General features: G+C 59.6%; 11 protein-coding genes. 4 read left to right on the top strand and 7 right to left on the bottom strand.

The annotated features are described in order from the left end of the window. Positions 1 to 1,205 (top strand): tryptophan synthase subunit beta (gene trpB / locus AC4GMC_RS13955; RefSeq protein ID WP_487880354.1); only part of this gene is annotated, 1,205 nt, incomplete at its 5' end. A gap of 87 nt (positions 1,206 to 1,292) precedes the next feature. On the opposite strand, the gene AC4GMC_RS13960 is transcribed toward trpB, so the two are convergent. The 6 genes from AC4GMC_RS13960 to truA all read right to left on the bottom strand — a co-directional run bounded on the left by AC4GMC_RS13960 (position 1,293) and on the right by truA (position 6,586). Further along, on the bottom strand, positions 1,293 to 1,676 hold the full coding sequence (locus AC4GMC_RS13960) for a DUF2237 family protein (protein WP_487878031.1): 384 nt from the start codon (positions 1,674 to 1,676) through the stop codon (positions 1,293 to 1,295). A gap of 18 nt (positions 1,677 to 1,694) precedes the next feature. Beyond that, positions 1,695 to 2,741 carry a DUF2332 domain-containing protein gene (locus AC4GMC_RS13965; RefSeq protein ID WP_487878030.1) on the bottom strand — a complete coding sequence of 349 codons (1,047 nt, stop codon included), beginning with the start codon at positions 2,739 to 2,741 and terminating at the stop codon, positions 1,695 to 1,697. Continuing rightward, positions 2,738 to 3,430, bottom strand: a complete 693-nt coding sequence (gene pth, locus AC4GMC_RS13970) for an aminoacyl-tRNA hydrolase (RefSeq protein ID WP_487878998.1) — start codon at positions 3,428 to 3,430, stop codon at positions 2,738 to 2,740. Before pth ends, AC4GMC_RS13965 begins: the two co-directional genes overlap by 4 nt. 140 nt (positions 3,431 to 3,570) lie before the next feature. Beyond that, the gene (locus tag AC4GMC_RS13975) at positions 3,571 to 4,206 is read right to left on the bottom strand and encodes a 50S ribosomal protein L25/general stress protein Ctc (RefSeq protein ID WP_487880355.1); all 636 of its coding nucleotides are present in this window, start codon (positions 4,204 to 4,206) and stop codon (positions 3,571 to 3,573) included. Between the two features lie 171 nt (positions 4,207 to 4,377). Then, positions 4,378 to 5,544: an alpha-hydroxy acid oxidase gene (locus tag AC4GMC_RS13980; protein WP_487877209.1), complete on the bottom strand. Its 1,167-nt coding sequence runs from the start codon at positions 5,542 to 5,544 to the stop codon at positions 4,378 to 4,380. A 271-nt stretch (positions 5,545 to 5,815) separates the two neighbouring features. Continuing rightward, on the bottom strand, positions 5,816 to 6,586 hold the full coding sequence (gene truA, locus AC4GMC_RS13985; RefSeq protein ID WP_487877208.1) for a tRNA pseudouridine(38-40) synthase TruA: 771 nt from the start codon (positions 6,584 to 6,586) through the stop codon (positions 5,816 to 5,818). A gap of 96 nt (positions 6,587 to 6,682) precedes the next feature. On the opposite strand from truA, the gene AC4GMC_RS13990 reads away from it, so the two are divergent. The 3 genes from AC4GMC_RS13990 (at position 6,683) to ileS (ending at position 12,231) form a co-directional block, all read left to right on the top strand. Further along, the gene (locus AC4GMC_RS13990; protein ID WP_487877207.1) at positions 6,683 to 8,083 is read left to right on the top strand and encodes a YcjX family GTP-binding protein; all 1,401 of its coding nucleotides are present in this window, start codon (positions 6,683 to 6,685) and stop codon (positions 8,081 to 8,083) included. A gap of 10 nt (positions 8,084 to 8,093) precedes the next feature. Next, positions 8,094 to 9,119: a YcjF family protein gene (locus AC4GMC_RS13995; protein WP_487877206.1), complete on the top strand. Its 1,026-nt coding sequence runs from the start codon at positions 8,094 to 8,096 to the stop codon at positions 9,117 to 9,119. Positions 9,120 to 9,327: 208 nt separating this feature from the next. Continuing rightward, positions 9,328 to 12,231, top strand: coding sequence for an isoleucine--tRNA ligase (gene ileS / locus AC4GMC_RS14000; RefSeq protein ID WP_487877205.1), 2,904 nt, complete (start codon positions 9,328 to 9,330; stop codon positions 12,229 to 12,231). Between the two features lie 92 nt (positions 12,232 to 12,323). Here ileS and AC4GMC_RS14005 read toward each other — a convergent pair. After that, positions 12,324 to 13,597, bottom strand: a 1,274-nt coding sequence (locus AC4GMC_RS14005) for an efflux RND transporter permease subunit (protein WP_490391465.1), incomplete at its 5' end; no start/stop codon positions are given.

The following is a 13,597-nucleotide window of genomic DNA, read 5'->3' on the forward strand; positions in this document are numbered from 1 at the left end:
TCACCGGACCTGATGAAAATGGTCGCTTTGGCGACTTTGGGGGGCGTTTCGTATCCGAGACGTTGATGCCGCTGATCCTTGAGCTGGAAGCTCAGTATGAGCACGCCAAAACGGACGACAGTTTTTGGGCCGAGATGCATCACCTGTGGACCCATTACGTGGGTCGGCCTAGCCCGCTATATCACGCAGAACGGCTGACCGAGATGCTGGGTGGCGCCAAGATTTACCTCAAGCGGGATGAGCTGAACCACACCGGTGCGCACAAGATCAACAACGTCTTGGGGCAGATCATTCTGGCCCGTCGCATGGGCAAAACACGTATCATCGCCGAAACAGGCGCGGGCCAGCACGGCGTGGCGACTGCGACTGTGTGTGCGAAGTTCGGCCTGAAATGCGTTGTTTACATGGGCGCGCACGACGTGGAACGTCAGGCGCCAAACGTGTTCCGCATGCGGCTATTGGGTGCAGAAGTCATCCCTGTGACCTCGGGGCGTGGTACGCTTAAGGATGCTATGAACGACGCTTTGCGCGACTGGGTGACCAACGTGGCCGACACATTCTATTGCATCGGCACCGTCGCAGGGCCGCATCCGTACCCGGCAATGGTGCGCGATTTTCAGGCTATTATCGGCCAAGAAACCCGCGAGCAGATCATGCAAGCCGAGGGGCGTCTGCCCGATACGATCATCGCGGCTATTGGCGGTGGATCGAACGCGATGGGCCTGTTTTACCCATTCCTTGACGACAAAGACGTCGCGATCATCGGGGTTGAGGCCGGTGGCAAGGGTGTGAACGAAAAGATGGAGCATTGCGCCTCTCTCACTGGCGGGCGGCCCGGCGTTTTGCACGGCAATCGGACCTACCTGCTGCAAGACGACGATGGCCAAATCCTCGAAGGCTTCTCGATTTCTGCGGGTCTGGATTATCCGGGGATCGGGCCTGAGCACGCATGGCTGCACGACATTGGGCGCGCGCAATACGTTTCAATCACGGATGTTGAGGCGCTGGATGCGTTCCAAGTCTGCTGTGCCCAAGAGGGGATCATCCCCGCGCTTGAGCCCTCTCATGCGCTGGCGCATGTCCTCAAGATCGCGCCGACCCTGCCCAAAGACCACCTGCTGGTGATGAACATGTGTGGCCGCGGCGACAAGGACATCTTTACTGTAGCTGCCGCCCTAGGCATGGAAATGAACAACGGCGCCTAAGCGCTTTGCTCAAAACGAAATGCGGGGCCCATCAGGTAAGTGATGGACCCCGCAATAGTCGTCAACCGACGCTTCAATCCGTGAAAATTAGATAATCGAGTATTGTTCGAGGATTTCGAGCGGCACGATCTCGGTCGCGGCGAGGTGCGTGCTTTCTAATTTTACGTGCGGGGCGACACCTTCATCATGGGCCTGCATGAACCGCGTGGCGCACAAACACCATTGGTCACCCGCCTTTAGACCGGGAAAGTTGAATTCTGGGCGTGGCGTGCTCAGGTCATTTCCAAGGTACTTCGAATAGGCCAGAAAGGCGTCCGTCATCACGGCGCAAACCGTATGGCTGCCTCGGTCCAGCAGTGACGTGTCGCAACACCCGTTACGATAGAACCCGGTCACAGGGTCCAGCGAGCAGGCCTGCAATGTCTCCCCTAAGACGTTGGTCGAGGGAAAGGGATCGGTTTGATTAACCATGGTTTTTCCTTTTTGATCTCAGGTAGGCGACGGTAGCGCCCAGTCCACCCAACGGCCGTGAAAACACGCTCGTCCAGCGATATATGTCTCATTCCCAGGCCAGCAGCGCAGCGTCAGGCAGGCGCCCGGTGCGTCCGAATTATCCGCCTCCATTGCGAACCAAAGGAGCGGAGCGTCAGTCGTGGCCTTATCGCCCGCAGCTTCAATCGCAACGCGCGCTCGGTGCTGAATAGGTGCAGGAAAATACTGCCAAGCAATGGTGTGGAAAATCAGTCGCGTCGCCATAGGTGCGGGTTGTTGTAATTGCGCTTCGATCCAATCCGCGGCGTCGCCCGTGTCCACGCGGGCAGGGGGCAAGGCCATTGCCGCGCGTGTGCGGCTTAGCCGTTCCGGCTGGTCTGGCCAGAGATAAGCCAACAGCCGCAACCGATCGTCAGCCTCGCGTAACTTGGGCGGCGCAAGGTCAACACCCCTTCGTGCCGCAACGGTTGGCTCAACACTTGGGGGCAGCGCACCGCGCCAATCAGGGGCCAGCTCAACCGGGGCATCTAGTGGTCCAAAGCGTATATTTTGCGCCTCCAAACCATAAGCGTCCCAGTGCAGGTTCAAACCCGCGCTCGCGCCCAATTCCAACAGATGCAAGGGCAGGCCAAAACGTGCGCTTGCCCATTGGCCCGCAGCTCTTACAACGGCTGCGCGTCGGATTTCATTGGTTTGTGGTGCAGATTGCACCCAGTCCGTTAGCCACGCATCATGGCCCTGAAGGGTTGCAAAAACTGCTGCCCAAAGCGTGCTATCCGCAACCTCGTGGGGCGGGTAGACCGCTTCAAGCTCCGGTGCGACCCCGCGCAAAATAAGGGCATGCAGCCCACCCGCCAGCCGAAGCGGGAGGGAGGCCCCGGCAGGTCCCACATCACCGGACCAAGCATAAAGCGTGGCAATCATGGGCGACGTATCTGGCCTCAATTTCTCACTGAGTATCGTCATGAGCCGGCCCATGAAAGGCGAGCCCAAAGCGCTGCAATGCGCCGCCTGTGCGGCAAATGCGGCGTTCAGAGGTGTCACTTGAACCGGTCCATCAGCCGCTGCAAGGGAGAGGCACTTGGGCTATCTGCCTCGGCCTTTTCCTGCGCAGGGGCCGGCTTATTGCTCACCGGTTTCGGCTTAGAACCGGTTGAGGGCCGCGGCGGTGCTACACGCATAGCCACCGCATTCGAGAACCGCGCAGGATCGCCACCCGCTAATGCCGCGGCACCGTCCGAACACCCCCGCAAAACATCATCCAACCAGTCAGTTTCCGCCTTGGCAAAGTCGGACAAGACATAGCCCGAGACACGGTCCTTGTGCCCCGGATGGCCAATCCCCATGCGCACACGCTCATACTCAGGCCCAATATGCTGGTGGATCGATCGCAACCCATTGTGTCCGGCATGTCCGCCGCCAACCTTGACCCGAACTTTGCCAGGCGCAAGATCCAGCTCGTCATGGAACACCGTCACATCACTGGACTCTAACTTATAGAACCGCATCGCGGCTCCAACGGATTGCCCGGACAGGTTCATAAACGTCTCAGGCTTTAACAGAACGACCTTCTCAGACCCAAGCCGTCCCTCGCTCACGCTGCCCTGAAACTTGCTCCGCCATGGCGCAAAACCATGATCGCTCGCAATCCGATCCAGCGCCATAAAGCCGATATTGTGCCGATTGTGCGCATACTTCGACCCCGGATTGCCCAACCCAACAAACAGACGCATCGCTCACCAATCCTTTGTTCCAGAAATACTCCGGGTGCGCGAGGGCTGGCCCTCGCTCCCGCACTCTACCAAGCGCGCACCCAAAGAAAAAGCGCGCGAGGATAACCTCACGCGCTTTCAAATTTCACTGCAAAAAGCGCTTACGCTTCAGCAGCAGCCTCATCCGAAGCATCTTCGTCGTCAGCTTCGTTATCAGCCGACCGCAGCCCCGAAGGTGCCGAGATGTTTGCAATCACAAAATCACGGTCGATCGTAGGTGTTGCGCCTGCGGGCAGGTCCACACCGGAAATTGTCAGTGTGTCGCCAACATCAGCACCTTCCAGATCAACAACGATCTTTTCGGGGATGTCACCGGCAGTCACAGTCAGTTCGACCTCAGGGCGCACAACAGTCAAAACGCCGCCGCGCTTGATGCCGGGGGCTTTGTCTTCGTTGATGAACTCAACTGGAATGAACAGTGCGATTTTCGACGTGCGACGCAGACGCATCAGGTCGACGTGTGTGGGCAGGTCTTTGACAACGTGACGCTGGACGCCGCGGCAGATGACGCGCACGTCCTCTTGGCCTTCGACCTTCAGGTTCCAAAGCGTCGACAGGAAACGGCCTGCCTTCAGCTTTTTCAGCAGCTCGTTGAACGGGATGTTGATCGCCAATGGATCAGTGCCACCACCGTAAACCACGCCCGGCACCATGCCGTCGCGACGTGCTTGACGGGCGGCTCCCTTGCCTGTCCCCGTGCGTTCGTGTGCGATAAGATCAGGAATCTCTCCGGCCATATCGAATCTCCTTTAAGTTAAGGGCTTCCTCCAGGGTGCAAGCCCATGAGCCGCACGCGTTAGACGCCCTTGCCCCATTTTACAAGGCTAATACCGCCCAAGCCTGTGGAAAACACCCCAAAAACCAAAGGGCACGCCACAGCGCGCCCTTTCATAGCCCAAATATGGGGATCAGGCTTCCCAGCGCCCGCGGAAGTCTGCGGGGATCAACAGGTTGGATCGGCTCAATGCGTTCACATCTGTCACGCCGCACAGGCCCATTGTGGTGTCCAATTCCTTGTGGATAACATCCAAGGCCTTTGTCACGCCTGCCTCACCAGCGGCCCCCAAACCGTAGACAAAAGCACGGCCCACGTAGGTGCCCTTTGCGCCCATCGCCATAGCCTTGAGCACGTCTTGGCCCGAGCGGATGCCACTGTCCATATGGACCTCAATCTGCTCGCCGACGGCATCGACGATGTCTGGCAAGACGCGGATGGACGACAAGGCACCGTCCAACTGACGCCCGCCATGGTTGGACACGATGATTGCATCTGCCCCCACATTTACGGCCTTGCGCGCGTCCTCTACGTCCAAGATGCCTTTGACGATAATCTTGCCGCCCCACATCTTGCGCAACTGCGCGATCCGGTCCCAATCCAACGCTTGATCAAACGCTTGCGCCGTCCATGACGATAGGCTGGATGGATCCGTCACGCCCTTTGCATGCCCCACGATATTGCCGAAAAACCGGCGCTTGGTGCCCAGCATCCCAAGGCCCCAGCTCCACTTGGTCATCATGTCAGCCACACTGCGCACGGTCAGTTTGGGCGGAGCGGACAGGCCGTTTTTCAAATCCTTGTGCCGCTGGCCAAGCATCTGCAAATCCACGGTGATCACAAGGGCCGAACAGTTCGCAGCCTTCGCCCGATCCATCAAGCGCTGCATAAAATCGTCGTCTTTCAGGGTATACACCTGAAACCAGAACGGTTTGGTCGTATTCTCTGCGACGTCCTCAATGGAACAGATGGACATGGTCGAGAGCGTGAATGGCACGCCAAACTTCTCGGCGGCACGGGCGGCTTTGATCTCACCATCGGCACTTTGCATCCCAGTTAAACCCACCGGGGCTAGGGCGACAGGCATTGCCACGTCTTCGCCTAGCATTTGCGTCTTGGTCGTGCGGCCTGTCATGTCCATCGCTACGCGCTGACGCAGGCGGATCTGGTCAAAATCTGTGGTATTCTCGCGAAACGTCTGCTCGGTCCAACTGCCGCTTTCGGCGTAGTCATAAAACATCTTTGGAACGCGACGCTTATAAATACGCTTAAGATCGTCCACAGTCGTAATAACAGCCATTTCTCGCCCCTTAGTCCTAATTGGTAAGCCTATCTAACCAATTGCGCAGCTTTCCTCAAGGTGACACAAACGCCACGCTTTGAGCTGATATCATCACGCACGATTTTGCGCTGCAATGAAAAACCGTGGCTCAATTCACTGTTATATCTGCCTAAAATGCATAGAAACCCGCAGAACGCGCGGCCCAATGGCCAACGCCGCCTCCTTTGTTCCGAAAAAACTCAAGAAACCGTGCAAACCGATGCGCGCTTAGCCCGCGTCGCACAACATGTCAGTCGGCGAAGGGGTCCTCGTCATAACCGACCCCAACAAGGCTCAGACCTTGCGGTGGTGACACCGGCCCGCACCTGCTGCGGTCGGCGCTTGCCAATACTTCGGCCACGTCCTCAGGCTCCCACGCGCCGGCGCCCACGCGTTCCAATGTCCCGACCATGGAACGCACCTGATTGTGCAAAAACGACCGTGCCCGAAAGCGAAATTGAAACTCGCGTCCGCCGGGGTAGGGGTGCTCGCTCACAACTACCTCATCAAGTGTTTTGACCGGCGATTTCGCTTGGCAAATCGATGCGCGAAAGGTCGTGAAATCGTGCAATCCCTCTAGCATTCGGCCGGCGGCCTGCATCGGTTCGAGTGAAAGTGGGCCTGGTACCTGCCATACGCGCCCTCGGTCGAATGTCACAGGTGCACGGCGCGCGATCAGACGAAACAGATACCGCCGCTCTCGTGCCGAAAATCTGGCGTGCCAATCATCGGCCACCGGTTCAAGTGCGGTGATCGCGATAGGCGCGGGCTTGAGGTGATAATTCAATGCTTCGCGCAGGCGAAATGGGTCCCACTGGCGGCTCATATCAGCGTGTGCCACCTGACCTGTCGAATGAACGCCCGCATCGGTGCGCCCCGCTGCCGCAATAGAGGGCACATCGGGATCAAGTCGCCGCAGCGCTTCCTCCAGCGTTTGTTGCACACTGGCGGGGCCATCTTGGCGCTGCCACCCTGCAAAGGGGCCGCCGTCATATTCCACTATCATCGCATATCTGGGCATGGCGTGGGCCTAGCCTGCGAAACTCCGCGCGACAAGACCCTACACAAAACCTACCCCCCATGCTTATGTTCCAAAGGGGCCAAAGAAAGGGCTGTTATGGTAGTGGATCGAGTGGCGGACGCGCTGTTGCGCGGCGTTGAAGGGCTGTCTGACACGGTTTCCGGCGCGCTCTTTGAACCGACGATCCGCCTCGGTGTCACGGGGCTTAGCCGCGCGGGAAAAACTGTGTTTATCACGTCACTTGTCTCCAATCTGATGGAGAGGGGGCGCATGCCCGGGCTGAGTTCCAAGATTGAAGCCGCGTTTCTTCAGCCGCAACCAAACGACACTGTCGCGCGTTTTGACTATGAGGCGCATCTTGCCGCCCTCACCGGGGCCACGCCGCATTGGCCCGAAGGCACGCGCAGCGTGTCTGAGCTGCGTTTGTCGATCAAAGTGCGTCCCGGTGGTCTGCTAGGCGGGTTGCAAGGGCCGCGCACGGTGCATTTAGATATCGTGGATTATCCCGGTGAATGGGTGTTGGATTTGGCCCTGCTAGATCTGGATTATGCGGCGTGGTCGCGCCGCACGATGGAACGGCTGGCGGCGTGGGGCGCGACGGATACGCTTGCGGCGCTGCGCGGGGTCGATAGTGCCGCCTCACATTCTGAGCCCACGGCGCAAAAGCTGGCACAAACCTACACCGCCGCCCTGCATGCGGCGCGCGCACAAGGGGCCCAAGACTGCACACCGGGCCGCTTTCTTCTTCCCGGTGATCTTGCGGGCTCGCCTGCTCTGACGTTCGTTCCCTTGGATGCGCCCGCAATGACACGCGGCTCGTTGGGGCGCGAAATGGCCCGTCGGTATGACGCGTACAGGGCGCGCGTTGTGCAGCCGTTCTTTCGCGATCACTTTGCGCGTTTGGATCGTCAGATCATTTTGATCGACGTTTTGGGGGCGCTGCATTCTGGCCCGCGCGCAGTGGATGAATTGCGCGTCGCCATGGCCGATCTGCTGGGCGCGTTCAAACCCGGGCGCACTGCATTTTTGACCCGGTTGTTGATGGGGCGACGCGTGGATAAGGTGCTTTTTGCGGCAACCAAGGCAGACCATCTTCATCATACACAACATGCGCAATTGACGGCGCTAACCTCGGCTCTCGTACAAGAGGCTCGCACCCGGGTCGATTTCTCCGGTGCCAAAACCCATGCGATGTCCATCGCGGCTCTGCGCACCACCTCCGAAGAGATGCGCACCCATGAGGGGCGTGAATTGGGCGTTGTGCGGGGCCGATTGCTGGATACGGGTAAAGAGGCCGCGCTTTACCCCGGACTATTGCCGACCAACCCGGACCAGTTGTTGAACCCTGCGCGCAGCGGTGCGCAGGCGTGGCTGGATGCAGAATATAACATCATGCGGTTTCAGCCTGCGCCGAACAGTCTGCGGCTGGGTGCTGGCCCCCCACACATCCGCATGGACCGCGCCGCAGAGTTCTTGCTCGCGGATCGGTTGCGGTAAGGAGATCGCGATGTCCAACCCCAAAGACCGCAAATCCGGTCCTGTCTTCTTTGACCTCGATACAGAGGGCCACACCGACGCGTTTGCAGACAGCCATAATCACCCAGCGGACGCGCCACCTGTGCCCGAAACTGCGCCCGATGGGCGCGCCATGCAAAGCGTGGCGGCATTGGCGGTGCGGCGACCCTCGGTGCTGGCGCGGCTGTTTTGGGGGTTGCTGATATCGCTTTTGACGTTTGTGATATCTGTTGCGGCTTGGGGGTTCGTGACGGATCTACTGACAGCGAACCCCTTGCTGGGTTGGATCGCTATGGGGCTGGGCGGGGCATTTGTTGCGGTTCTGGTAGCAATTGCGTTGCGGGAGTTCGCCACACTCGCACGGCTTAAACGGATCGACGGGATCAAGGCGGCTGCCGCAGAAGTGACCGACCTTGCCAGTGCGCGCGCGCTGACGGCGCGGCTGACGGCGCTTTATAGTGGGCGTGCGGATATGCGATGGGGGCAGGACCGTTTTGCACAAGCAAGTGCCGACGTTTTCGATGCTGACGCGCAACTTGCGCTGGCTGAGGCTACGTTGCTGGCCCCGCTGGATGTCCGCGCCACACGTGAGGTTGAGGCCGCCGCGCGCCAAGTCGCGACTGTGACGGCCTTGGTCCCGCTTGCATTGGCAGACGTGGTTGCAGCACTTGCCGCGAACCTTCGAATGATCCGCCGCATCGCCGAGATTTACGGCGGTCGCGGGGGCGTGTTGGGCAATTGGCGGCTGACACGCTCGGTGCTGACGCATCTTGTGGCGACGGGGGCTGTGGCGGTGGGCGATGATCTGATCAGTTCGGTTGCGGGGGGCGGGCTGTTGTCCAAGGTGTCGCGCCGCTTTGGCGAAGGCATCGTGAACGGGGCGTTGACCGCGCGCGTGGGTGTGGCCGCGATTGAGGTGTGCCGCCCGCTGCCCTTTGTGGCGCAGACCCGACCTTCGGTTTCGGGGGTCGTGGGGCGGGCGTTAACTGGCCTGTTTGGCAACAAAGCTGGGGGCTGAGGGGCTTGGTTCCAACAGACCGCGCCTGCGGTGTTCTTGGGTTGTCGGGTCGTGGATGGGTGCCTATAAGGACCCCCATGTTGGGTCGCTTGATTATTTTTCGAATTATATCCCCGGCGCTCTGAACTTTGAGCCGCCGGGCAAAGGCGTATGAGACTTCGCGCCGCCGCACCCCAAAACCCCTTGATGACATTTAGGATGACGCGCGATGACCGCCGAGACCCCCGACACACCCCTTGACTACAAAGACACGCTGAACCTGCCGAAAACGGATTTTCCGATGCGCGCGGGCCTGCCCAAGCGTGAGCCCGAGTGGCTGGCACGCTGGCAAGCGCTTGATGTATATGGCCAATTGCGCCAGCGTCCGGGCCGCACGCCCTTTACGCTGCACGATGGCCCACCCTATGCCAACGGCAACCTCCACATCGGTCACGCGCTGAACAAAATCCTCAAGGATATGGTGGTCCGCTCGCAGCAGATGCAGGGCCGCGATGCGCGCTATATCCCCGGCTGGGATTGCCACGGTCTGCCAATCGAATGGAAGATCGAGGAAAAGTACCGCCAGAAGGGCCGTGATAAGGACGCCGTGGATGTCATTGAATTCCGTAAAGAATGTCGGGATTTTGCGCGCGGTTGGGTTGATATCCAGCGTGAGGAATTCAAGCGTCTGGGCATCACGGGCAATTGGGATCAACCTTACCTGACGATGGATTTTCACGCCGAGCGTGTGATTGCAGAAGAATTCCAGACCTTCGTTATGAACGGCTCGCTCTATCAAGGGTCCAAGCCGGTGATGTGGTCGCCTGTTGAGAAAACCGCACTGGCCGAGGCTGAGGTCGAGTACCATGAGCGTCAGTCCGAGGCGATCTGGGTGCCGTTTGAGGTGGTCGCCGGTGGTGCCGATCTGGGCGCGCCGTGCAAGGTCGTGATCTGGACGACCACACCGTGGACCATCCCGCAAAACCGAGCCATCTGTTTTGGGTCGCGCATCTCGTATGGTTTGTATGAGGTGACTGGCCGGCCCGAGGAATGCTGGGCCACCGTGGGCACGCGCTATTTGTTGGCCGATGATCTGGCCGAAGAGGCACTGGCGGCTGCCCGTCTGACCCCTGATATGTACCGCCGTCTGCGCGATGTGCCGGCGGATGAGCTGTCCAAGATCACCTGTGCCCACCCCTTGCGCGGCGCAGAAGGCGCGTCGGGCGAATGGGACTTTGACGTGCCGCTTCTGGCGGGTGATCACGTTACGGATGACGCCGGTACGGGCTTTGTCCACACTGCGCCCAGCCACGGTGACGACGACTATGCCATTGGCGTGACGCACAAGTTGCCGATGACCTACAACATCCTTGATGATAGCTCTTTCCGGGCTGATCTGCCGTTTTTCGCGGGTGAGCAAGTGATCCGTCCCAACGGCAAACCCGGTGGTGCGAACAAGGCGGTCATCGCTAAACTGATTGAAGTTGGGGGCATCCTCGCCTCGCGCCGGATCACGCTAAAGGATGCGCATTCGTGGCGTTCCAAGGCGCCGGTGATCCGGTTGAACCGTCCGCAATGGTTTGCGGCAATCGATGTGCCGCTGAACGATGGCATGGATGACTACGGCAAAACCATCCGCGAACGCGCGCTGACGTCCATTGACCAACTGGTGACGTGGACCCCGCAAACCGGGCGCAATCGGTTGCATTCCATGATCGAGGCGCGTCCCGATTGGGTTCTGTCCCGTCAACGTGCATGGGGTGTGCCGTTGACTTGCTTTACCAAAGTAGGTGCCGCGCATGATGATCCCGACTTTTTGCTGCGCAATGCTGAGGTCAACGCCCGTATCAATGCCGCGTTCGAGGCCGAGGGCGCGGATGCGTGGTACAAGGATGGGGCCAAGGAACGTTTCCTTGCGGGGATCGTGGATCCTAATGAATACAATCAAGTAATGGACATTCTTGATGTGTGGTTCGATTCCGGTTCGACCCATGCCTTTACCCTGCGGGACCGTGCAGACGGCTCGGATGATGGCTTGGCGGACTTGTATCTAGAGGGGACCGATCAGCACCGCGGTTGGTTCCATTCTTCGATGCTACAGGCCTGTGGCACACGGGGGCGCGCGCCCTATCGCGGGGTGCTGACCCACGGCTTTACGCTGGACGCCAAGGGCAACAAGATGTCCAAGTCCGTGGGCAACACGGTCGCGCCCGAGAAAGTGGTCAAGCAATACGGTGCTGACATTCTGCGACTGTGGGTGGCGCAAGCCGACTACACCGTGGATCTGCGCATCGGGGACGAAATCCTTAAGGGTGTGGCCGATAGCTACCGGCGTTTGCGCAACACGATGCGGTTCCTCTTGGGGGCGCTTTCGGACTTCTCCGACGCGGACCGTGTGGACCCAGCAGACATGCCGGAACTGGAACAATGGGTCCTGCATCGCTTGTCAGAGTTGGATGAGCAGGTGCGCGCAGGCTATGACGCCTATGACTTCCCCGGCGTCTGGAACGCAGTGTTCCAATTCTGCACGGTTGAGTTGTCGGCTTTCTATTTCGACGTACGCAAAGACGCGTTGTATTGCGACGGCGATACGGCGCGGCGCCGGGCGGCGCGGACAGTGTTGGATATTTTGTTCCACCGTCTGACCACGTGGCTGGCCCCTGTGCTTGTCTTTACGATGGAAGAAGTCTGGCTAGAACGGAACCCCGGTGAGGGGGCTTCGGTCCACCTAGAGGATATCCCCGAGACACCCGCCGCATGGCGCAATGAAGCGTTGGCCGCCAAGTGGTCCACCATCCGCGCGGTCCGCCGGGTCGTCACCGGCGCGCTTGAGATTGAGCGCCGGGAGAAGACCATCGGTGCGAGCCTAGAGGCGGCCCCCAGTGTGCACGTCGACGCGGCGACCAAAGCTGTGCTGGACACGGTTGACTTTGATGACATCTGCATCACCTCGGCGATCTCGGTCGCAGAGGCGGGTGAGGGCGCATTCACATTGGATGATGTGCCGGGCGTTTCGGTGACCTTTGCCAAGGCAGAAGGCGAGAAATGCCAGCGGTGTTGGAAAATCTTGCCAGACGTTGGCACCCACGCGCACACGGGCGTCTGTGGTCGGTGTAACGACGCTTTGGGCTGACATCGGGTAACGGGTCGCGCGCCTAGCGACCCGGATGCTTGATCTTGTTGAAAAGGCCCCCAAGAGGTGAACTCTTGGGGGCCTTTGTGTCTTTATTCAGCAGCGCGAAGCGGGGAGGGTGGTTTTGGGCCATCAGATGAACCCTCGGCCGTTGGGTCCGCTTCCGGTTCCGGCTCAGGGAGCGTTTCGGGAGAATCCTCTTTCACGGTCTCGGCCTCTGGTTCCTGTGGCGGCTCAGTCGGGGCGTCCTCTGTCCAGATCATCTCGGGCAGGCCCCGGCGACGGGCCGCACGGCGTAGGGCGAAATCCTCAGCCGCTTGTGAGCTGCGTCCAAGGCTCAACCGTCCCAACAGGCGCGCAAGAGCAAGCACGTAGTGCGTTGCCCAATATCGGATCGCCAGCATTGACGGGGTAAAGATCAACGTCAGGACGGTCGCGATGCCAAGGCCGAACACCACTGCGGTAGCAAGCTGGATCCACCACAGGGCCGTCGGGCTTTGTAGCGAATAGCCCCCGCCGATAAAGTCGAATGACAATCCGAACATCATCGGCGCGAGGCCGGCCATCGTGGTGAGCGTTGTCAGCAGGACGGGGCGAATGCGTGCTTCAGCCGTGCGGGTAATCGCCTCAATCCGGGGCATGTAGCGCGCGTATTCTTGGTAGGTGTCGATGAGCACAATATTATTGTTCACCACGATCCCCGCCAATGCGACGATCCCGGTGCCGGTCATGATGATCGAGAAAGTTTGCCCCAAGATGAGCATGCCCCACAAGACACCCGCCGTAGACAAGACCACTGCCAAAAGGACCAAAACAGCATTGTAGACTGAGTTGAACTGCGCCAGCAGGATGATGAACATCAGCCCCAACGCACCGATAAAGGCTTGGCTGAGGAAGGCTTGGCTTTCGGCTTGGTCCTCTTGGTCGCCAGTCCATTCCCATGCGACTGTCGCGGGGAAAGGGTTCGTGTCGAGCCATTCGTTGAGGGTTGCGATCCGCTCATTCGCTGTGAGGGGAACATAGGTCACTTGCAGCTTACCATCCGCAACATCGCGACCGATCTGGTCCAGATTTGCAGTGCCGCGCAGCTCTGTGATGTTGTGGTACTCGACGCTGTCCCTCGACAGCCCCAGCAAGGCGCCGATCCCCGTGGCACGGGTCACGAGTTGCAGATTGTATGGCGCGCCTGCTGCGACTTGCTCGGGTGTTAGCTGTGCGCCCAGGCCCAGCGGTGCGGCGCCATCCTCTAGCGGGGCGCCATCCGAGCCTAAGGGTGTCAGGTCATAGATCAAGACGCCTGTGACGGCATTAGCCTTAACGTCGAAATAGCGTTTGCCGTCAAAGCGGTTGATCTCTGCCAAGCGCG

The sequence above is a fragment of the Thalassobacter sp. genome (genome assembly GCF_982993085.1).

What these genes read in the sequence shown, in the direction of transcription:
- pth (WP_487878998.1), bottom strand. Translation starts at nt 3,430, where the DNA reads ATGCGTCTGTTTGTTGGGTTGGGCAATCCGGGGTCGAAGTATGCGCAC.
- truA (WP_487877208.1), bottom strand. Translation starts at nt 6,586, where the DNA reads ATGCCCAGATATGCGATGATAGTGGAATATGACGGCGGCCCCTTTGCA.
- AC4GMC_RS13975 (WP_487880355.1), bottom strand. Translation starts at nt 4,206, where the DNA reads ATGGCCGGAGAGATTCCTGATCTTATCGCACACGAACGCACGGGGACA.
- AC4GMC_RS13960 (WP_487878031.1), bottom strand. Translation starts at nt 1,676, where the DNA reads ATGGTTAATCAAACCGATCCCTTTCCCTCGACCAACGTCTTAGGGGAG.
- AC4GMC_RS13980 (WP_487877209.1), bottom strand. Translation starts at nt 5,544, where the DNA reads ATGGCTGTTATTACGACTGTGGACGATCTTAAGCGTATTTATAAGCGT.
- ileS (WP_487877205.1), top strand. Translation starts at nt 9,328, where the DNA reads ATGACCGCCGAGACCCCCGACACACCCCTTGACTACAAAGACACGCTG.
- AC4GMC_RS13990 (WP_487877207.1), top strand. Translation starts at nt 6,683, where the DNA reads ATGGTAGTGGATCGAGTGGCGGACGCGCTGTTGCGCGGCGTTGAAGGG.
- AC4GMC_RS13995 (WP_487877206.1), top strand. Translation starts at nt 8,094, where the DNA reads ATGTCCAACCCCAAAGACCGCAAATCCGGTCCTGTCTTCTTTGACCTC.